12 protein-coding genes are annotated in these 21822 nt (G+C 39.8%); 6 read left to right on the top strand and 6 right to left on the bottom strand.

The features are described 5' to 3' along the window. Positions 1-18 precede the first annotated feature (18 nt). The 4 genes from ACYQ3L_RS03490 to ACYQ3L_RS03475 are packed head-to-tail and all read right to left on the bottom strand — an operon-like array spanning position 19 to position 7903. Positions 19-1608 carry a glycoside hydrolase domain-containing protein gene (locus tag ACYQ3L_RS03490; RefSeq protein ID WP_379993367.1) on the bottom strand — a complete coding sequence of 530 codons (1590 nt, stop codon included), beginning with the start codon at positions 1606-1608 and terminating at the stop codon, positions 19-21. 12 nt (positions 1609-1620) lie between these two features. Next, on the bottom strand, positions 1621-3024 hold the full coding sequence (locus tag ACYQ3L_RS03485; protein WP_379993368.1) for a DUF4960 domain-containing protein: 1404 nt from the start codon (positions 3022-3024) through the stop codon (positions 1621-1623). A gap of 27 nt (positions 3025-3051) precedes the next feature. Continuing rightward, on the bottom strand, positions 3052-4785 hold the full coding sequence (locus ACYQ3L_RS03480) for a RagB/SusD family nutrient uptake outer membrane protein (protein ID WP_379993369.1): 1734 nt from the start codon (positions 4783-4785) through the stop codon (positions 3052-3054). Between the two features lie 19 nt (positions 4786-4804). Then, a complete protein-coding gene (locus ACYQ3L_RS03475) occupies positions 4805-7903 on the bottom strand; it encodes a SusC/RagA family TonB-linked outer membrane protein (protein ID WP_379993370.1) in 3099 nt (1032 codons plus the stop codon). 366 nt (positions 7904-8269) lie between these two features. Between ACYQ3L_RS03475 and ACYQ3L_RS03470 the strand changes: the two genes are divergently transcribed. From ACYQ3L_RS03470 to ACYQ3L_RS03445, 6 genes are all read left to right on the top strand, one after another. Continuing rightward, positions 8270-8458: a hypothetical protein gene (locus ACYQ3L_RS03470; protein ID WP_379993371.1), complete on the top strand. Its 189-nt coding sequence runs from the start codon at positions 8270-8272 to the stop codon at positions 8456-8458. Positions 8459-8544: 86 nt separating this feature from the next. Next, the gene (locus ACYQ3L_RS03465; RefSeq protein ID WP_379993372.1) at positions 8545-9303 is read left to right on the top strand and encodes a LytR/AlgR family response regulator transcription factor; all 759 of its coding nucleotides are present in this window, start codon (positions 8545-8547) and stop codon (positions 9301-9303) included. After that, entirely contained in the window at positions 9288-10757 is a 1470-nt protein-coding gene (locus ACYQ3L_RS03460; RefSeq protein ID WP_379993373.1) for a sensor histidine kinase, read from the top strand. The genes ACYQ3L_RS03465 and ACYQ3L_RS03460 overlap by 16 nt, the downstream gene beginning before the upstream one ends. A 108-nt stretch (positions 10758-10865) precedes the next feature. Further along, positions 10866-13361 (top strand): zinc-dependent metalloprotease, encoded by a 2496-nt coding sequence (locus ACYQ3L_RS03455; protein ID WP_379993374.1) that lies wholly within the window; start codon positions 10866-10868, stop codon positions 13359-13361. A gap of 38 nt (positions 13362-13399) precedes the next feature. After that, positions 13400-16693 carry a SusC/RagA family TonB-linked outer membrane protein gene (locus tag ACYQ3L_RS03450; protein WP_379993375.1) on the top strand — a complete coding sequence of 1098 codons (3294 nt, stop codon included), beginning with the start codon at positions 13400-13402 and terminating at the stop codon, positions 16691-16693. Positions 16694-16714: 21 nt separating this feature from the next. Then, on the top strand, positions 16715-18058 hold the full coding sequence (locus ACYQ3L_RS03445; protein WP_379993376.1) for a RagB/SusD family nutrient uptake outer membrane protein: 1344 nt from the start codon (positions 16715-16717) through the stop codon (positions 18056-18058). Between the two features lie 177 nt (positions 18059-18235). Here the strand turns inward: ACYQ3L_RS03445 and ACYQ3L_RS03440 are convergent, their stop codons facing one another. Together ACYQ3L_RS03440 and ACYQ3L_RS03435 are read right to left on the bottom strand one after the other, a co-directional pair. Then, positions 18236-20530: a glycosyl hydrolase family 95 catalytic domain-containing protein gene (locus tag ACYQ3L_RS03440; protein WP_379993377.1), complete on the bottom strand. Its 2295-nt coding sequence runs from the start codon at positions 20528-20530 to the stop codon at positions 18236-18238. A 17-nt stretch (positions 20531-20547) separates the two neighbouring features. Then, complete coding sequence (locus ACYQ3L_RS03435; protein ID WP_379993378.1) at positions 20548-21819, bottom strand: glycoside hydrolase family 88 protein; 1272 nt, start codon at positions 21817-21819, stop codon at positions 20548-20550. Positions 21820-21822: the final 3 nt, after the last annotated feature.

The raw sequence follows: 21822 nt of genomic DNA, 5'->3' as shown, positions 1-21822 counted from the left end.
ACAAAGTTTCATGTTCAATTAATAATAACTGACTTTAAGATCGCTCACTTCGACAGTTCCTGAATAACTGTTTATAGACCATAGATTCTTTTGTATCCCATAAATACGATTTGTATAAGCAACATTATCATTGATATATACTACACAAACCGAATTATCTGTACAGATAGTCACATTATACACATTATCAGCGGGAGTATCAAACAGGTAACCGTCTATCCCGGCAATGAAACCTTTCCCTGCCACACCTTCCTCTTCAAAGTTTATTTTTCTCTTATTGTTATTATCTTCCGGATTCACGACAATTGTATAGTATTTTTCTGAATCTGTACCACGAACAAAAGAAAGACCGAATTTGTCAGCATTACTTGCCGTTTTCACTGTAAATGAAATTTTATTATGCACATTCAACCGGTTGAAAAGCGCATACGAATTGCCGGTCAGAGTATAACTTCCGCTGTTTTCAGATACACCTTCACTCTTTTCCATTACTTTCACAACGGATTCGACATTATATTTCCGGCTAATACCTTCTACCAGCCCAAAAGATATTGTACCATCTTGATGTTGAACAATTTTATGGGCAACTAAATTTCCTGCCCATTCCGGTTCATTATCGGCGCCAACATCCGTATTGTCATTGCCCGGACGTGTCGGACACCATCCCCAGATATAACGGTTTGTTCCGTCCGAGGCTGTTTTTCCGGCATAGAAAGCCCGAGAATCTAAAACTCCTTCTTTGCTGTCAGGGAAGGCAAGAGGATCTGACGATTTTCTCAACTCATCCAATGTGCGCCCTTTAAAATACTGAACTTTACGGGACCATTTGGACATATCCGAATAAATGAGATACCACCAGTCACCCATTTTAAATACATCGGGACACTCATAAAAACGATCCCAGTGCATAGGCATAAATATATCTGCATGCTTCCAGTCTTTCATATCAGTGGATGTGTACTCGGCCAATACGCCTCTTCCATCTTTGGTGGTGGATACCAGCATATGGTATTTTCCGTCTTCCCCTTCAAATACAAACGGGTCACGAAAATCGTTCTTGCTATAACCATCGGTATCACCTTTCAAATAGAAATTACGGTCTTTTGTCCAGGTCGTAAAGTCACTGGAGGTCGCTACCATTACGACCTGACCATTTTCCGAAGAAGTAGGCCTATATTTATTGCCTGTATAGAAAGTGTAGTACAATTTATCCGCAGCATTATAAATAGTGCTGCCTGTGCCAATCGCAGCATCCTGTTTAGCCAATCCACCACAAGAAATTAGTTCACCTAAAGCAATGTAATTACCTGCATCTTTAGTACTTAATGCCCAAATCGGATGGTAAGTCCCTGCCTGATTAGGACGGAATTCTTGTAAATACATTATCTTAAAATCCTTTGCAACCGGATCATAGAACGGCATCGGGTCTCCTACATAACCTGCATAAGGCTTATAATAAGTATCAAAACTTTTCGCATCAGTAGATTTAAAATAAGTAGCTGTTCCATTCCAGTCTTTCTGGGTCAATACAGGATCATTGTTGTCACTACAGCCTGCAAAAGAAGTCAGCAAGGCAGCCAAAGTAAGTGAATATATCATTGTTTTCATAGATTATATCTTTTATTTACTCATTAAATAGTTAATTGCATTCTCAGTCATCCGGGCTACGTTTCCATGGTATTTATCCGCCGAAACATCTACCCCAAAAGCATACCAGTCATAACATCCCGAACCGATACAGACAATACCTCCCTTGGTATCTGCCGGTAAGTATTCCCATGCTACGACAGCACCATCGCCACCATAACCTAAGTCAACTCCACCGGTTTTTTGTCTCCATATCTCGTTATTAGCATAGCCTCCCCAGTCAGAACCTATATGCCATTGTGCTGTACTATTCGTAATTCTGTATCCGGTATCGCATGTATATACATTACTTGTTTCACCGTTCACCATTACCAGATTCTGATAAAGCGGATGGTCTTCATGTCCTTTCATCGAGAAACTCCATGGGCCACCAGTAATTTCCCCCGTTTCTTCCGACTGTCCCCAGCAGTTGTTAGGATTATTGCCATCCAGAGTCGCTCCTATTTTTGCACCATAGAAAGTTGCATAGCGGGTGAGTAATAAGTTCATCCCATTATTATATAATTCTTTCATCTTAACCAAAGCGTTGACCGCAGCAGGAGCTGCCGCATCAAATTTGGTCATTGTATCAATTCCTCCATCAATATGCAGATGCCACCACATTATCTTACATTCGCTCAAGTCCACTCTACCGGCTTGTACATCTTCAAAAGAGATATATTGCGAATTTGCAATATTATTGAGCATCCAGGTAGCTGCCTCTTTTTCTTCAGCATTCAGCAAATCGATTGATGCAGCTAAACCGACATATACAGCACTTGGTGCATCCGTAGGGATGACTGTTACGGTATAAACTGCTGATGCTGTATTATATGTTACGGTAAAATCAACAGGATCGGTAAAATCAGCAGCCAGTCCTGATGCCGGTGTTACAACAGCTCCGTCAGAAGTAGTTATTACCGGGACTAAATTCTTTACATCAACCGAGCCAGGAACACGTACTGTAATACTGCGTTTTGTATGGTCGATAACTCCGGCATATACATCATTCAACTTGAATGTAAGAATCTTCGCCTCATCATGCTTAATATTCACAGTATAGTCCATAAAAACATCGCTATTGGTGATTTTTATAACCTGAGGAAAAGAGAAATTCAGGACATCGCCTATCTTTACAGATGCTTTTGCACCATCGGAGAATTCGATAGCAGTAACAGTCATGGCATCCGTATCATATACTTCGGGAACCCCCACTGTTATCGTTTTCGCAGTACGGTCTATTACTCCCGAATAATTGTCATCCAGAGTAAAAGAAGAAATCCATGTATCTCCATCCAACTGAAGATCCGATTTATTATCATCACTACATCCTGAAGCAACAAATACGATTGCACTTGCCAGAATAAACAAACTTATTTTATCTATTATCGTTTTCATATATTCGCGATTATAAAAAGATTACTATTACCATCCACCTATGTTCTGAGTATATTTTCCATTACTGGCACTCATTTGAGCAAATGGGATAGGGAGATATTCATTTTTATTCTTTGTAAATGAAGCGTTGGAATAGATAGTACAGTCATTAGCCTCTTGCGCAAAAAACTTGTTCAACACTTCAGCCGCTTCTCCCCATCTAACTAAATCGAAGAAACGCTCTGATTCGAGAGCCATCTCTACACGGCGTTCGAACTTCAATAAATTAAGAGCTTCCTGTTGTGAATAAGATCCCGTATAAGTTTGAATATTGAAATGGACACCATATTCCGTTTCATAATCTGAAACCATCGCAGTACTCTGTTTGGCACGGCTGCGGATCTGATTTATCAGGCTGATGGCTTCATTTATACGGCCATCGTTTAGCTGGATCAAAGCTTCGGCACGCATCAATAATACATCAGCATAGCGCAACACGATACGATTCATAGGCGAACCCCACCATGAGCCCTTAATCAAATAATCGCCATCAGGATCAACGTTATGTTTCAATGTCACATAGTAGCCATAAAGCCCGTTACTACGACTCCATGTGGTAGACTCATCCATCATATAATTTTTGTTGAACTCGTAAGGGAATCCCGGCATACCCACAGTCAGGAACAAACGGGGATCTGCATAATCTGATTGAGGATCGTAATCCTTATTGTTGAATGAATCAAATAAAGGGTAACCATTATTATCTGTTCTGAATGCGTTTACCAAGTTCTGGCTTGGTTTGTAAAAGTCACAGCCTCCGTCAGTTACTCCCGGAATATTGGGAACAATCAAACCATAAGACCAATTACAATTACCATTGTTAGTACCGTCATTCATTGAATATTGCATTGCCCATAGGGATTCCGGGCCATTTTCGTATTGGGGTTCGGGACGGAAATTGTTGTGGAAATCCGAAGCCAGCGCATAACCACCTGCCGACATAATACTGTTTTCTGTATATTTTACTACCTGCAACAGATCTTCTGTTCTGATGCCTGTCACTTCGTGACTTTTAGCGGTGTCCTGATGGTATGCCTTATATAAATAAGTCTTTGCCAGATATGCAGCTGCCGCAGCTTTAGTAGGACGTCCCTTATCAGATTGTTTGACAGGAAGGTTATCATAAGCAAATTGGAAATCATCAGCAATCACCTGCCAACCTTCATCATTTGTATAAGCCGTATTAGAAAGAAAGTTATATTCTTCCGGCGACAAACCGGCATCGTTAGCAAACACAATATTTTTGTATAGGCGTTTCAGCAAGAAATGACCATGCCCCCGTAAAAAACGCATTTCGGCAATACGTTGCTGTTTCAGTGAATAAGTGTTTCCATCAACTTGCTCGAGCAACTGTAGGGCTGTATTTACACGTGATATGCAATTGTACAAACGTTGCCACATATCACTGATATTCCAGGCAGTAGTCATGATTCCCTGCGAAACATCCAATGCATGAAATACATCGCCATCTTCCGTTCCGTTACCTCCTTTATAGGCATCGTCGGAACGTACATCATAGTTCCACATAGAGAAAGAAGAATTGATATCTTCGGCGGTAATCCATACCGCATAAGCTGATATAACCAGGTTATCAATATACGCGGGGTCCTTAAGTTGTTCATCACTGATAGTTCCCTGAGGCACCTGATCCTCCAGAAAACCGGAGCAACCGCTATATATAAGTGAAAGTCCTAGAATTGCTGTATATATTATTTTTTTCATAAGAGACTGATTTATTTTATTAAAAACCGACATTAAACCCAAAAGTCAAATTCATCGGAATAGGATAACCATAGTTTGCATTTTCAGGGTCGACACCTGTAAAAGTCTTACTTTTAATAGTCAATGCGTTCTGTGCACTAAAATAGAAACGGAGGCGACTCATTTTCAATTTCTTCGCAAAATTTTCAGGGACATTATAACCGAGCTGTGCATTGCGTAGCTTCAAGAAAGAGCCATTCTCTACAAAGTAAGTAGAGACGCGTTTCTCATTATTTAAATCACTGCGCGACAGTGCAGGAATATCCGAATTGGGATTAGTTGGAGACCAGGCGCCAAGTACACGGTCACCTTTATTCAAGAAACCGATATTAAGACCGCTCCACAGATCAGTTTCTTTCTTCAAATCACTAATTACATCTACACCTTGTACACCTTGCCAGAACATAGTAAAATCAAAGTTTTTATACTCCAGATAGATATTAAGTCCATAGCTGAAAGATGGAGTAGGATCATAAATCCATTGTTGATCTCTTTCATCAATCACACCATTATTATCCAGATCGCGCCAGCGGATACGTCCTAAACCAGCGCCTTCCTGTGTTGCATGATTATCGACTTCTTCCTGAGATTTGAAAATACCGTCGGCTACATAGCCTACCTGAGAACCATTGGCATGCCCAATCACGCTCCGAACACCATTACCTCCAAAAGTTCCATTTGCTGCAACGGTACCCGGCAATGCTGTAATTTCATTCCGATAAGAAGATATATTTGCATTTAAGTCGTACTTCAGACCAAAAGAAGTTTTATTGCGATAGCCGAGATTGAACTCAAAGCCGGTATTCTCCATTTCACCGGCATTAATCCATTGGGTACTGCCTTCCCCCATTGCCGCAATACCTGCCATTTGCACCAAAATATCTGTTGTTTTCTTATAGAACATATCGAATGATCCATACAAACTCTGTTTAAGAACCGAAAAGTCAAGCCCGAGATTGGTTTGGGTCGTTGTTTCCCATTTTATATCATCATTGCCTATTTGGTTACGCTTGAACCCTGACTGTAGAATACTTCCTCCGTTGGTTCCGGCAATATCATAAGAAGTACCATAGCTTTGTCCTCCCGATTCTGTTACACCATAATTAGGAACATAAATAGTATAGCGGGCAATGTTGGATATTTCCTGATTACCTGTCTGCCCCCATGAACCACGGATTTTCAAATCATCGATCCAAGTGAGGTCTTTCATAAAGTTTTCACTGCTTATACGCCATCCCAACGAAAAAGAAGGGAAAGTTGCATATCGGTTATTCTTTCCGAAACGGGAAGAGCCATCATGACGTAAAGTCAATGAAGCCAAATACTTATCATCATAAGTATAATTCAACTTTCCAAAGAATGAAACCAAAGAGAAACCTTCTCCCGAACCGTAAGCCTGTGCCGTGCCCGAACCGGCATTTGGCCACATATAATCGGGATTTAAAATAGAAAAATCTTCTTTATAACCAGAGAAATAGCTATCATCTTCACGGTTAAGTTCCGTACCCACCATCGCATCACCCCGATGTTTGCCTACTTCTACGTTATAAGTGGCAATAGCATTCCACATCCATTTGGTCCAGTGTTCTTGCTTGGCTTCCACGGCGTTCTTGTTATTGGCAACATTCCCTTCAGTGATCGGATAGGTAAAGAGCCGTTGTGATTTCTGAGAATAATCCAATCCGAATGTAGAACGCAGATTAAATCCCTTAAACGGATTGAGGTTTACATAAGCATCACCAAACATGCGCCAGTATGTATAACGGTTATCTGAGTTACGGTCTAATCTTGCAACCGGATTTTCACGGTCTGGATAACCGCCTACAGGGCCTGCATATCCTCCATTGATATCATAAACAGGGAGAGAAGGGTTAAACTGTAATACATTCTGTAAGAATCCTCCCGGAGCCTGTACTTCCGAAGTCCGGTTCAATGTGAAATGCTCTCCGACAGTTAACATTTTATCGATCAGGTTATATTCGGTATTCATACGAGCTGAAAAGCGTTCAAAATCAGTATTTTTTATGATACCCAGATTCTTATAATAACCCAAAGAGAAGAAAGAACTCCCTTTTTCCGAGCCGTTGCTTACTGATACATTATATTGCTGTATAAAACCGGTACGGGTTGTTTCATCAAACCAATCTGTATCTGCTGCCGGAACTGTGTTACCGGAATCAAGATACTTAGACATACTGATACTGTTTAGCTGCGGATACCCGTTTGTATCGTATCCCCAATTGTATTTATAACCCAAAGCATTGGTATTAGGGTCTTGCCCCTCATTTACATAAGCCTGCCACATGGCGCGTCCATATCCTTCGGCATTCAACACTTTCATCTTATTGGTATACATGGAAGCAGCAACAGAAGCATCAAAATTAATTTTCAACTGCCCGTTTCGGCCTTTTTTAGTTGTAATGATGATAACGCCATTTGCAGCACGAGATCCATAGATAGAAGCGGAAGCCCCATCTTTCAATACCTGAATGGACTCGATGTCATTACCATTCAACTCGTGCATTCCTGATTTAGTAGGTACACCATCTATAATATAAAGAGGGTCGTTGTTGTTCAATGTTCCTATACCCCGGATACGGATAGTAGTATTACCACTCGGATTACCATCAGCTGTAATATTCATTCCGGGAACTCGTCCTTGCAAAGCCTTCATCGGATTGTTCTCATTCTGCTTTGCAATTTCATCTATGCTGACTACAGAGACAGCACCTGTCAGATCGGCTTTGCGCTGAGTGGTATATCCCGTTACAACCACTTCTTTTAACATTTCCTGATCTTCTTCCAAAACAATATTCAATATAGCCTCCGCCTTTACCTGAACAGCCTTAAATCCGACATAAGAAATCAGAAGTTCTGTCCCATCCTCAACTGATAGTGTAAAGTTGCCTTCAGTATCGGTAATAGTTCCATTTGTTTTTTTATTAGTATCCAGTACTGTAGCACCAATAATTGGTTCTCCATCAGTTTTGGAAACCACTTTTCCTTGTACTGTCAGGCTTTGTGCCTGAACAATCGTGCACATTAAAAGGAAGAGTGCACATAGAAGTGATTTTTTCATGCCTTCCATTCTTAGATTCTGTTATATTAATGTTTCAAATAGTTATGTTTGATCAACCTCTATCAAGGAGATCATGTTTGTCTTTGGCTTTAACATCCCTTCTACCTCTGATTCCAGATGTAGATAGCCCCATAATATGAGAAAAGAAACAACTTGAAGATTTTCCTTATTTTTTTCATCATGGTATGAATTTAGAAAATTGGTTAATTATTACTATTATAAATCAATCTGCATACAAAGAACTTTTTATTAAAGCATCGGAGCCATAAAAAAATGGTCAAAAGCTATCAAAAATGTTGCTTGGGATTATAAAGCAATGGTATAGGCAGAAAGAACACAACAAGTAAAAATCTCATTATCAAATAAATGAATAAACTGAAGCAGAATGGAGATAAATCAACAATACTGCAAAGAACTCCCTTTTTGCAAACCAGTACACTAAAAGCCAGTACACTTCAAAATACGATAGATAAACTTTTACAGAAAAACAAAATCTCACGTGTTCCCCCATTTGATCCCGTTTCAAACACCAAAGATATTCCTACTATACTCTAAGCAAGATGTTTAAATATGTAAAATAAAAATGCCTCCGGTTCATTTTTTATTACTTTTGTCATTTGTAAGTAACAACATAAACACCAATGAATGTACTAATTGTAGAAGATGAGCATCTTCTGGCGCTGGAGCTGGCCGAGAAACTACTTGATATGGACAGTAATATCAGGATAGTAGGGCAGATGCAGAGTGTTGCTTCTACAATAGAGTGGCTGCAACAAAACGAGTGTGACCTGATCTTTCTGGACATTCACTTAAGTGACGGCAGTTCTTTCGCTATATTCGACAAGGTAGAAGTAAAAAGTCCGGTCATTTTTACTACAGCTTACGATCAGTATGCTATCCGGGCTTTTCAGGTAAACAGTATCGGATACTTATTAAAGCCTGTCGACGATAAGGATCTTGGACAAGCCCTGAATAAATACAAAGAAACAAGAGGCAATTTTATGACCGGATTAGACAATCTGTTAGATTATTTAGATAAGACATCTTTGCCTCAGAAAAAATATCTGAACCGCATCATGCTTAATCTGGGTAAAACTCAAATCCCGGTAAATGTAGAAGATGTAGCTTATTTTATGGCTGAAGGACGTTACCTGTTTGCTATGACAAAGTCAGGAAAAAAATACTTTTACGAAAACACATTATATAAGTTGGAAGAAATTCTTGATAATCGTGAGTTTTTCAGGCTGAACCGCCGTTATATCATAAATTTCAACAGCATCGTTTCTTTTACACCTTATTCTAAGAACCGGATAAAAGTAAAATTATTCCCTGAACCCGGAGAGGAGATTATTGTTAGTTCCGAAAAGATAAAAGAATTCAAGCAATGGTTAGAAAGATAACGGATGGCCTTTTTTCCAGTATATACTTCTGGGTAAGTGTATTTATTCTTTTATGCTTTTTTATGGCGGCCTGGTATGTAAATAACAGTGTAAAAAAAGAAGCTGCTGTCCGGGCTGATGTTATGACGACAAACGTTGCATTGGGTAGTATCCAGATAATAGTCGATATGCTTGATGATTATGATAAGAATCTCTCTCTTATCAAAGTCCTGTTAGAAGACAACGATGAAAAAGATGCTTTACAAAAAATTATCGAAAAAATCAGGGCCCTCGATCCCAGTATTAGTGATATTACTTTAGAGCCTCTAAGCAAAGGACAGAAATATTCTTCGGGCGTTTGGCGCGAGATATATGATAAGGATAATCAGTTGTTTTTCAAATTTTCTCTTGCAGTCAACCAAAACGAAAGGCTTTGTTTACTGGTCAACTTGTTAGATTTTCATAAACGGGTGTCCGAATCCCCGATTCCAAGCTCTGCATATATTACCATCATAAACAAAGGTATATATCTTTACCATCCTAACGAAAAAAAAATAGGCTCTGCCATACGGACGCAGGATATGGAATATGAAAAGCACCTTTTATCAAACCCGAAAGACACGATAATCAATACAAAATCGGATTATCTCGACCTTCCTGTATATAGCTATTACAAACTACATAGTTCAGATAATGAACAATGGCTATTTACCGCTCATCTTCCTGATTTAAGTATAAGTGAATCGATACAAAAGACTGCAAATGATTTTCTGGTCGTTTCTTTACTTGCAATCTTCTCATTTCTAATGGTTTTTGGGTTAGGAATTTATCGGTGGCGAAAAGAAGCGGTTCGCCGTCGGCAAATTGAACAGGAAAATATGAATCTCCTGCTTAAAAGTGAACAACATAAGCAAACTATGATATCTACGGAATTAGAGAGATTGAAAAGCGGGCTGAATCCTCATTTCCTGTTTAACTCTCTCGGCAGCCTGCGCGTACTCATAAGTAAAGACGCGGAAGTTGCCAAATATTTTGCGATTACATTATCCAATCTCTATAGATACATGTTGAAACAGGAAAATCAAAACATTGTTACATTAGTAGAAGAACTGGAGTTTACCGAGAATTATATCAACTTGCAGAAAATCCGGTTTGCGAATAAAATTGTAACGGAAATAACATTATCTGAAGAAATACTGGCTTACAGGATCTTACCTATTTCATTGCAATTATTGGTTGAAAACTGTATTAAGCATACCAAGATATCGGATAGCGAACCGCTTTATATTCGTATTTATGCGGAAGGAGAATTTATCGTCGTTGCAAATAATTATAATCCGCGGGAACAGGATGATGATTATTCCGGGAAAGGTATCGATAATCTTATTAAAAGATATTCAATTTTAACAAAAACAAAATGCACATTCAAAATACAAGATGGATATTATTTTGCTAAAATCCCTCTTCTTTCTTAGCATTATATTCGTAATTAATCACCATTCACTACCTATTTTCGGTTGTTCATTACATTTTTTTTCCTCAGAAGATATTACTTCCTTACTTTTAAGCCAAAGTTATGTCTTATGAGAATTTTATTATTTTTTATTATTTTATTTTTACCATTTACAGTAGAAGCTAACGTTGGAGTATTTAAGAAAAAGAAGGAGAAAGAAAAACCTGCCGAAAAAGTTGAAAAAACGGATAAATTCAAACAAATTACAGATAGCGCGACGTGCGACACAGGTCTTTTCCCTATCTATAAAAAGCAAAATGATTTTTATTTTCTTATTCCGGACAGCCTAACCAGACGCGATTTCCTTATTGTAAATAAAATATCACAGGTACCGTCCAATTTTAATGATGCCGGAATCAATAAAGGCATGAATTTCGAAAGCATAGTCATCCAGTTCGAAATAAACAAAGATCAGAAAAAGGTATATACCTTACAATATAAGCCATTTATTGAAGTATCGGGCCTGACTAAAATCAGTGAAAGCGTTGCCAGCAACTTTGGTATGTCTATTTTAGAATCATTCAATATAGAAGCATATAATCAGGATAGTACAGCTGTATTGATCAAGGTCAATAAGGTCTATGACGGAACAAAAACCAGCTTTAATAATGTGTTCGGAATGACAGGAATCGGTACCACCCCGATAAGCGATTATTCTTATATCTCTACGATGAAAAGCTTTCCGCAAAACATTGTTGTTAAATCTATGCAGACAACTAAAATACCGGGAGCCCGGACAGAAGCCAATCTTACCGTAGAGGTTACATCCAACCTTGTATTATTGCCTGAAACACCAATGACTCCGCGTTTCGAAGATACACGTGTGGGATATTTTACTACCCCCCGCTGGTACTTTAGCGATGAACAACATGAACTTGAAAAAAGAGAAGTAGTGACACGCTGGCGTCTCGAGCCTAAAGATAAAGAAGCTTATTTTCGCGGAGAATTATCTGATCCTGTCAAGCCAATCGTTTTCTATATTGATCCGGCGACGCCTGCACAATGGCGAAAACATATAATACAGGGCGTTTACGATTGGCAGAAAGCATTTGAAGCCGCAGGATTCAAAAATGCAATCATTGCAAAAGAAGTAACCGGCGAAACGGATTTTGACATAGACGATGTCCGTTATTCGGCAGTAACATATGCAGCATCGGACAGGGCCAATGCAATGGGACCATCGGTATTCGATCCGCGTTCGGGCGAGATTATAGAGTCCGATGTTATTTGGTGGCATAATGTAATGACAGCCGTACATTCCTGGATGCGTGTACAAACCGGCGTCATAGATGAAAAATCGAGACTTAACAAGTTCGATGATGAACATATGGGAGAAGCTATTCGTTTTATATCCTCTCATGAAATCGGACATACTTTAGGTTTAAAACATAACATGGGCGCATCATTTTCTTATCCGGTCGATTCTTTGCGCAGCGAATCTTTCTGCTCCAGAATGGCTACGGCAAGTTCTATTATGGATTATGCCCGTTTTAATTATATTGCCCAACCCGAAGACAATGTGACCTCCATTACACCCAAGATAGGAGTGTACGACAAATTTGCCATTGAGTGGGCATACCGTCTTTATCCGGAAAACGACGCACATAAGGAACTGCCCGGATTAAAAACAATGGTAGCGGAGGCCTATAAGAATTCTCAGTATCACTATCTTCCGCAACAGGATATGCGTGAAGCTGTCGATCCAAGGGCCCAGAGCGAAGATTTGGGCGATGATGCTGTAAAAGCCAGTGAATATGGATTGAAGAATTTAAAACATATCGTTCCTGAAATTCTGAAATGGACGACAAAAGAAGGGGACGATTATCTCAAAGCCGGGAAACTGATGAATGATATTATCGGGCAATGGCATCTGTACTCATATCATGTATTGACCAATGTCGGAGGTATGTATGTCAACCGTACAGTCTATGGCGATGGAAACAAAAGCTATGTACATGTTCCCCGCGATATACAAAAGAAATCGGTTCAATATTTGATTGACAACGTTATTTCATATCCCGAATGGTTGTTCGGAGACGATCTTTATAACTATGTGTACCCCATAAAGGAATCTCCTGAAGGGTACAGAGAATATGATCCCTTTGTAAGCTATACAAGCGCGCAATCATTTGTCCTGTGGGATTTATTAAACGATGAACGGCTCGACAGGATGATTAATAATGAGGCTCAAAATGGAAAAATGGCTTATACCGCAACCGAACTGCTGGGAGACCTGTACAAGGCTATTTTTTCAACGACAATACAAGGCCGCCCGTTAAATGTAATTGAAAAAGCGACACAAAAAGGATTTATCGACGCTCTTATTATAGCTGCTGACCGTAATGAAGTCAGTAAAGAGAAGAAAAGCCTGAACAATGAAAATGAAAACTTCAACTCTACCAAGGTTTATTCCGGACTAAAACGGGTTTCAGAATCAGTTTCAATAAAAAGAGGGACATTACTCCGGATCGAACGTTTGATGAAGTCAAGGTTAACCAGTACAGACGAAGCTACCCGCTATCACTATGAAGACATGTTGCTACGCATCGACAAGTCTTTACGTTAAGTAAATTAATTGTTGTAAAAACTAAAAACTGTAAAATAATGAGATTATTAACTCTATTGCTTCTTATTATTTCCACCATCACCCTTTCGGCCCAAAACACCATCCTTATCAAAGGTAAGGTATTTGCCGAAGATGGAACCCCGCTTCCGGGCGCATCGGTATATATCGATAAAAGCACAATCGGAGAGAAAACCGGTGTAGAAGGAATGATTACGAACTATAACATGGGAACTATTGCCGATGCTGAAGGTGAATTTACTTTATCTGTCCCCAAAGGTATTACACATTTAACCTGCGCTTTTATAGGTTTCGAAACGCAGCAAGTGGATATTCGCGGTAAAGCGGTTGTTACTATTACAATGAAAGAGTCTGGAAACGCGCTGGATGCTGTAGTAGTTACCGGTTATCAGACCATAGAACGCAGAAAGCTGACGGCTGCTATTACCACCGTGTCTATTTCGGACGAAAGTGTCGGTACTGTAAACAGTATAGATCAGGCACTGGCCGGACAAGTGGCCGGATTGTCTTCCGTGCTGACTTCGGGTTCGCCCACAGCCCCTGTAAAATTACGTATCCGTGGTACTGCATCGTTAAACGGTACACAAGACCCTTTATGGGTTCTCGATGGTATGCCTCTCGAAGGTACCGATATACCGGCACTGGAGAATGACAACGACCTTGATAATATCCGCCAATCATCTATTGCAGGACTAAGCCCGTCCGATATAGAAAGCATAACAATACTTAAAGATGTGGCAGCCACTGCCATTTATGGAACCCGTGCTGCAAACGGCGTAATCGTTATTACCACAAAAAAAGGGAAGATAGGAAAACCCAGAGTAAATGTATCTACTAAATTAACCTATTCTCCTAAAAGAAATATCGACCGCCTGAATCTGATGAATGCCGATCAAAAAGTAGGGCTTGAACTGGACTTACTAAGATATGATAATATGTATCTGCAAAAAATGGGAGGTGTCCACCAAATATTACAAAATAATAATCTGGTAAACAATTACCTTAATAATGGCTGGAATGCTCTTCCTTCGCAGGTACAACAGGAAATCAATAGCCTGAGGACGATCAATACTGACTGGAACGATATTCTTTTCAGGGATACATTCGACCAGGAATATAATATAAGTGTATCGGGAGGAAGTGACAATATGCAGTATTACAACTCGTTCAGCTATTCTTCCCAGAATGGTAATGTGGAAAAAGTTTCGTCCGATCGTTTCAGCTTAATGAGTAAAACGAATTATAAATTTAATAATCATGTAAAAACGGGCTTAACAATCCATCTCAATCGCCGGACTAACAGTTCATATTTATCTGATACATACGGCAATGCAAATCCGTTGTCGTATTCCCGTAAAGCAAATCCTTACCAACAGCCTTATGATGCTAATGGAAATTACTCATATGATTACAACGTACAGGATAGCGACAGAGGTCTTAAGTTTAATATATTCGAAGAATATGAAAACACGAGCAATAAGACAGATATTACCTCGTCAAACATTATCTGGGATTTGGAATTCCGGCTATTGAGTGACCGGTTGAAACTGACATCCCAACTTGGCATACAGTCAGACAAGACATCGGTAAAACAGATAGCGGAAGAAGAATCTTTCACAATGCGGGAACTTCGTCAGGATAGCTTCAAAGGAGGTAAATCTTTTCTGCCTGATGGAGGTGTTATCAGAAATAATGAAAACGATAACTCACAAGTTGCATGGAAAGGTATGGCCGAATACAGGGATACTTACAACGGCATACACGAATTAGAAGTGATGGGCGGTAGCGAAATCAGGAAAACATGGTATACTACTTTGTATAGCGCCGGATTCGGATATAGCCCTTCAGCAGAAACGACTCAACCAATTGTTTTTCCGGATGCATCCAGTGCACAATTATCCAGATACAGACAGTATCAAAGAATCAGGCAGGTCAATGCCTATGCCTCTTTCTTTGCCACTGCATCTTACTCTTTATTACAACGTTATATACTGGGAGGTAGTATTCGTTTCGATGGTTCGGATCTTTTTGGGGTAGACCCAAAATACCGCTATTTACCTCTTTATTCCGTAAGCGGGTCGTGGAGAATAATGGAAGAACCATTTATGAAAGACCAGAAAAACTGGCTGGATAACCTGGCTATCAGAGCTTCTTATGGTATTCAGGGTAATATTGATAAAAAAACATCGCCATATTTATTGGGTAAATATGAGGTTAGAAGCCTATTACCTGACGGATCGGAGCAAATTATAAGTATAGCCAGTGCGCCGAATGACAAGTTGCGTTGGGAGAAAACAACATCAGTTAATCTCGGTGTAGATCTTTCTGTATTGAAACAAAGAGTAAATCTTAGTGTCGATTATTATTACCGCAAAGGTACAGACCTTATAGGGTTCCAGATGCTGCCGCTCGAAACAGGATTCTATTCTACAAGCATTAACTGGGCAAGTATGACTAATAAAGGTATTGAGATTGCTCTAAGGACTGAGAATATTACAACCAAAGATTTCTCATGGTATACAAACCTTAACTTCGCATATAATAAAAACAAAGTCCTGAAAGAAAAGGTGGGCGACCAAAATGTCCTTCCAAGTAGGGAAGGGTATCCTGCAGGGGCAATATTCGCCCTGAAAACAGACGGGCTGGATGAAGATGGCCTTCCATTGTTTGTAGACAAACAGGGGAATAGGGTCTCTTTAGAAGAACTATATAAGTTACAGGATGTTTGGGGAATAGGCCTGGCCTCCTCGGATGTAACACCGCTTCAGGAACGCGGATTTTACTCATATATGGGAACTAAAGATGCTCCATATACAGGTGGAATACTGAACACATTCTCATATAAGAACTGGGAGTTGTCATGCAATATAGCATATTATCTGGGGGCGCATGTCCAAATCAGGCCGCCTTACAGCAACAGTTCTACCCATATAGGACAAAATACCGATACTTCCATACTGGATAGATGGACTCCCGAAAATCCTGACGGAAAATTCCCGGCTATCTGGGATGGTGTTACGCGCAGTCTTGAGTATGACTGGTATAACTCACGGAATGATATCTATTACAATCTGGATATATGGGTTAAGAAACAAAACTATTTCCGTCTGCAGAATGTCAGGTTAGCATATAATATACCACAGGCATTAACCCGGAAACTGACAATAAATAACGCGACAGTTGCCTTGGAAACCCGCAACCTGCTGGTATGGGGTTCCAGTTACAAGAATTATTTAGATCCTGAAACTATGGGGAATAAATTTGCAACACCTATTCCGCGATCATTTGTTTTTAGTTTGAACTTCAATTTTTAATAACCCAAATCAATGACTGTTATGAAATATATAATACAATTACTACTCTTTAGCGGCATATTGACATTATCATCCTGCGGTGATTACCTCGATATAAAACCTACCGGTAGTGTCATTCCGGAGACATTGGACGAGTACCGCGCTCTACTTACCGGTGCATACAACGGTTTTCCCAGCGACAGGGGAGCTGCCGGATTCCGTGCAGATGAGATGCTGGTCAATGAGGCTGACGAGTATGATATGGCTAACTATGGTGATATACAGATATGGATCGACCGGCCGTCGAGTGATGCGTCATTCAGAACCGGGTGGCTTTATTATTACTATACAATATTTATAGCTAATGAAATAATAAATGCATATAATGACAAAACAATAAAAAATGGTTCACAGGAAGAGGTAAATCAGCTAGCGGGAGAAGCTTATATGATGCGTGCTTATTGCCATTTCATACTTGTCAACTTCTATGGTCAGCCATATACTAAACCCGGAGCTCTGACAACAAAAGCCGTTCCCCTAAAATTAAATAATGATCTAGAGGCTGTACTGACAAGAAACACTGTTGAAGAAGTCTACAAATCTATACTGGATGATATGACTGTGGCCCGCTGGCTTATCAATGTGAAAACGTGGGATGAGAATAAATATCTATACCGGTTCAATACAACTTCGGTCTCTGCTTTCGATGCCAGAATAGCTCTCTATATGGGTAATTGGGAAAGTGCGTATAACAAAGCTGAAGAGGTTATTGCAAATCAGGCATATCTGGAAGACTTAAATGCGGCCGATGCCGTTGTCCCTACTTTGTACACATGTGGAGAAGTTATTACAGCAATGGAATTGACTCCTAGTCAGCAGGTTACGAGGTCAGCTTTCCTGACTCAAACATTCATTGATATGTATGATGCCAATGACCTGCGTTTTGGGTTCTATTTTGAAGGCCCGAATTATAATGGCTATTACTCAAGTAAAAAGACAGGATACACGCAATACCGGCAAACATTCAGGACAGGGGAGTTTTATCTCACATCTGCCGAAGCGGCAGCCAACAAAGATGATCTGTCGCAAGCCCGTAAACGTTTGCTGGAACTTATGAAAAAGCGGTATAATCCGGCAGGCTATAGCGTGAAGGAAACAGCCGTAAATGCAATGTCTAAATCGGAGTTGATTGAAGAAATATTAACTGAAAGAGCCCGTGAATTGGCTTTCGAAGGACACCGCTGGTATGACCTTCGCCGTACAACACGCCCTCAGATTATCAAAGAAATAAATGGGCAAACATATACCTTACAGCAAGATGATCCCCGTTATACGATTCAGATACCTAAAGAGGCTATTCAAGCTAATCCCGGTTTAGAGAACTAAAAGTATATAACCATTTTAAATTAGATACACACTACTTTTTTATTATATAAATAGAATTGAGATGACTGATTATCAATATTATTGACAATCAGCCGTCTTAGTTCTATTTTATTATTTATGCATAGTTTTGTTGTATCAGTAAAATAATCTTTCAATATAAAGAAAAATCACTCAAAATTATCGTTTATAACCGTAAGGGTTACATTCCTCCTTTGGATGTTTTACTGGTTTTGGGATTATAGTATCCAAAGTTTCGTCCGTCAACTGTATAATATCTCCCTTCCGGGTACTTATACTGATCAGCCCTTTAGCCTTGTCGATGACAGAAAAGTCTGTTTTTGCCCCTTTAGCCTGCTGTACTCTCAGATTATCCGTATTCATGTATGTCTGTACCCGGCATTCTCCACCTTTTTCACTTTCTATCTGTATAAATACGGTTTTCCCTTTATAACGGGAAGCACTTACCAAAAATGCACCTTCAGCCCTGAAATTGATAAAAGAAGCCTGCGCCCAATTCTCCGGAACCGCCGGGAAAACCCTTATTTTTCCACCCCATGATTGCAAGAACAGCTCTTGCAGGGAAGCGGCTCCTGCCAATGGAGTCTCTATAACCGGACCAGTCTCCCTGTATAAAGTATTAGGACGGATATACTTATCTATTAATTTCTGCAACTGGGCTACAGCCTTTTGTCCGTCGCCCATCATTGAATACATGGATGATGAACCCGTAAACGAATATCCTTGCAGATAGTCAGGCATACTTTGCCAGTGAGATATACTTTTAGAAATAAGCTCCCTGTTTTCCGGTTGTTCCCAATTAACCATATGAAGCGGATAAACCATCAGTAGATGAGAATAATGCCTGTGAGAACCGGTCAGATTAACATTTTCACCTATCATATATCCTTTCTCCGGATCGACCGGATAATCGACCAGATTATCTATAAAATCCTTCCATTCAGGAACTTTTACATCGCCCAATTTATATGTTGTATTTATCTTCAGTAAGGTATTCAAGCCCCACCGGAGCAGGGACAAATCATAGTTGCAATCTCTGGCAGACTTGTACTCGGGAGATGCAGTTTCCGGTAGATGATATTTTCCATCTTCTCTTTTTTCTTTTATATGCGTATAATATGCTATGCTTTTCTTCAACAAAGGATAAAATTTTTCCAATAATTCGTTCTCATCCTGTAAATACACGCAATATTCATAATAGTAGTATAATATCCAGGTCAGATTACCTGTCTCATAGAGCATTTTATCCTCCATATCCGCCTTCAGGGGAGAGAGCAAATGATAACTGGTACTACGCCCCATTACTATAGCATCTTCTTGCCACTCGTTAACAGATGTGTTCTCTGCCAGATTTTGCAAATTGTCATTTAACGATTTCCACAAAGGTTCGGACATTTCTGCACGATTGGCAGTGAATAAGGGAGAATAAGTTAATTGAACATTAAGGTTCATCCAAATTGCAGGCCATGGTGTTTTCTCCATTGCCCATGGCCCCTGAAGGTCTATAATATATTTATCGGGGCGGGTTATACAACCTAACTTGTATTGTTGTATCCAATAAAAGCTTTCCATTTTAGAGTTCCCGAAAGAAACAAAACTAGATGGATAATATGCGTGCCACCATTGTTTATGGCTGCTTTCCAAGGCTACTGGACTTTCCTTGATAGCATCCCTTATTGTTTTTTTAGCTTTGTCAATAGCCTGTTTTTCTGTTTGCTCCTGCGAGATGGTTATAAAGATACGACGGGAATTTCCCTCTTTTATTTCGTGCCATGCCACAATGTAACTTTTCCCGCCCAGTAAATTTTGTACAGACAGCTTGTACTCTCCATCCGTATATATTTTTACATCAGGATTCGGATTGTCTATATATTCCTGTGGATAATCTTTATTTCCGAACGTATAGCGCGGACTTATGGCTTTTAAGGCATTCCAGTCCCATTGGAAACCATTTTCTTCCCCTTCTGTGTCTGTTTCCAATACGATAATATCTCTGGTTGCATGCACATAACTCTTAAAAGAGATTTTTCCTTTATCTGTTATTATATTTCCCGTTGTAGTTGCATCCCACAGGTTGAGTCTCATATTTTCGGAAAGCGGCGCACCAACAGGCTTCATCAGGAAATATCCGATAGGAAGCCTTGCTCCGTGATACAGGTTCCTGTATTGTGATTTATCTGCCGGCATCCTACCTTCGGTAACATCGACCCTTCCTATATGAAATTTATAGGCTTCTCCTTCTTTATAGATATTATTTCCCAGAAGTCCGTTTCCCATTATGGCTCCCGAATAATAATCCGGAACTATTCCGGTCCAAACCAAATCATGCTGTTGCAGGAATGTAGCCCAGTCTATACCCCGTGGAGTAACTATCTGTTGTGCATGAAGAAGCCCCGTAAACAGAAACACCGCTAGACTGAAAGCCAATCCGGAATATATAAAATTTATCCTCATAATCAAATACTTATAAATTAGTCTTGGTAGAGAGTATTATTTTGACTATTCATATTCCTGTATCTGATCAACGCTTCCAGAAAATAATAGTCAGCATAAACCAGTGGCTTGTCTATTTCAGATTTGTGAGGTATACTTCCCACACTATGCATCAATAGAAAACCGGCATTTTCACCTAATGGAGCCCTATATGCCGGAGATGCCAGACTATAGAGCATTTTTATAGCGTAATCCAGATACTCTGGTTTATTAGCATACCCGCTCAGTTCGAATAATGCAGAACATACTATGGCAGCTGCGGAAGCATCTCTCAGTTCTTTCCCCGGGAATTCTACGGCATATGATTTCCCTTCTGCCGCATATCCGGCTTCACCTGCATTGAAATCCCATAAAGGAACCATGTCTTCGGGCAGATTCTTCAGGTACATTTCAGTCGCTTTAATAGCTGCATCGAGGAATTTTGGATCTTTTGTTTCACGATAGACCATGGTGAAGCCGTATATAGCCCAAGCTTGTCCGCGCGACCATGTGGAGTTGTCACTAAATCCCTGACAGGTTGCCTGATCCAGTACATTTCCGGTTATTGTATCATAATCAACAACATGGTATGTGCTGAAATCCTTCCTGAAATGGTTTTTCAATGTCGATTCGGAATGTTTTACAGCAATGTCATAATATTTTTTATCACCACTTACCTTTGATGCATAAAAAAGCATTTCCAGGTTCATCATATTGTCTATGATTACAGGATAAAACCATTCTGTTGTATCATTCCAGTTTTTGCGGTAATTCCATGACTTGATTGTCTGTGTCTTCTCGCTGAAACGCGAAGAAAGGGAATTCGCACTTTCTATCAGGATTTCCTTATACTCCGGTTTTGGGTCCAGCCTTTCGGCATTGCCATAGCTGCAATACATCATAAAGCCCAGATCGTGGTGTCCTGTAAATGTTTTTAGCGGCTCCAGCGATGTGGTCCATTTTTCTGCCATGTCTCTCCATTTTGTTTCACCTGTAAGTTCGTACAAATACCATAATGATCCCGGAAAAAATCCGGGAGTCCAGTCATACATACTTGTGACAGCCAGTTCCCCGTTCCTTTTCATTGTCCGGGGATAATTATTACCTGTAGGTTCTCCCACAACCTGCAACATTATATCCGTCTGGGCTGTGGCAAATTTCACATTACCTTTTATAAAGTCCTCTTTTTCTCTTTGCTTATTCTGACATGCTGCAACCAGCGATATCATGGCAAACGTAAGAAAAAGCAGTTTAAAATTTCTCAAATTCATTTT

The organism is Dysgonomonas termitidis (genome assembly GCF_054657735.1).
Note: the sequence above shows the minus strand (reverse complement) of the source record. Positions and strands in the feature narration are given on the sequence as shown.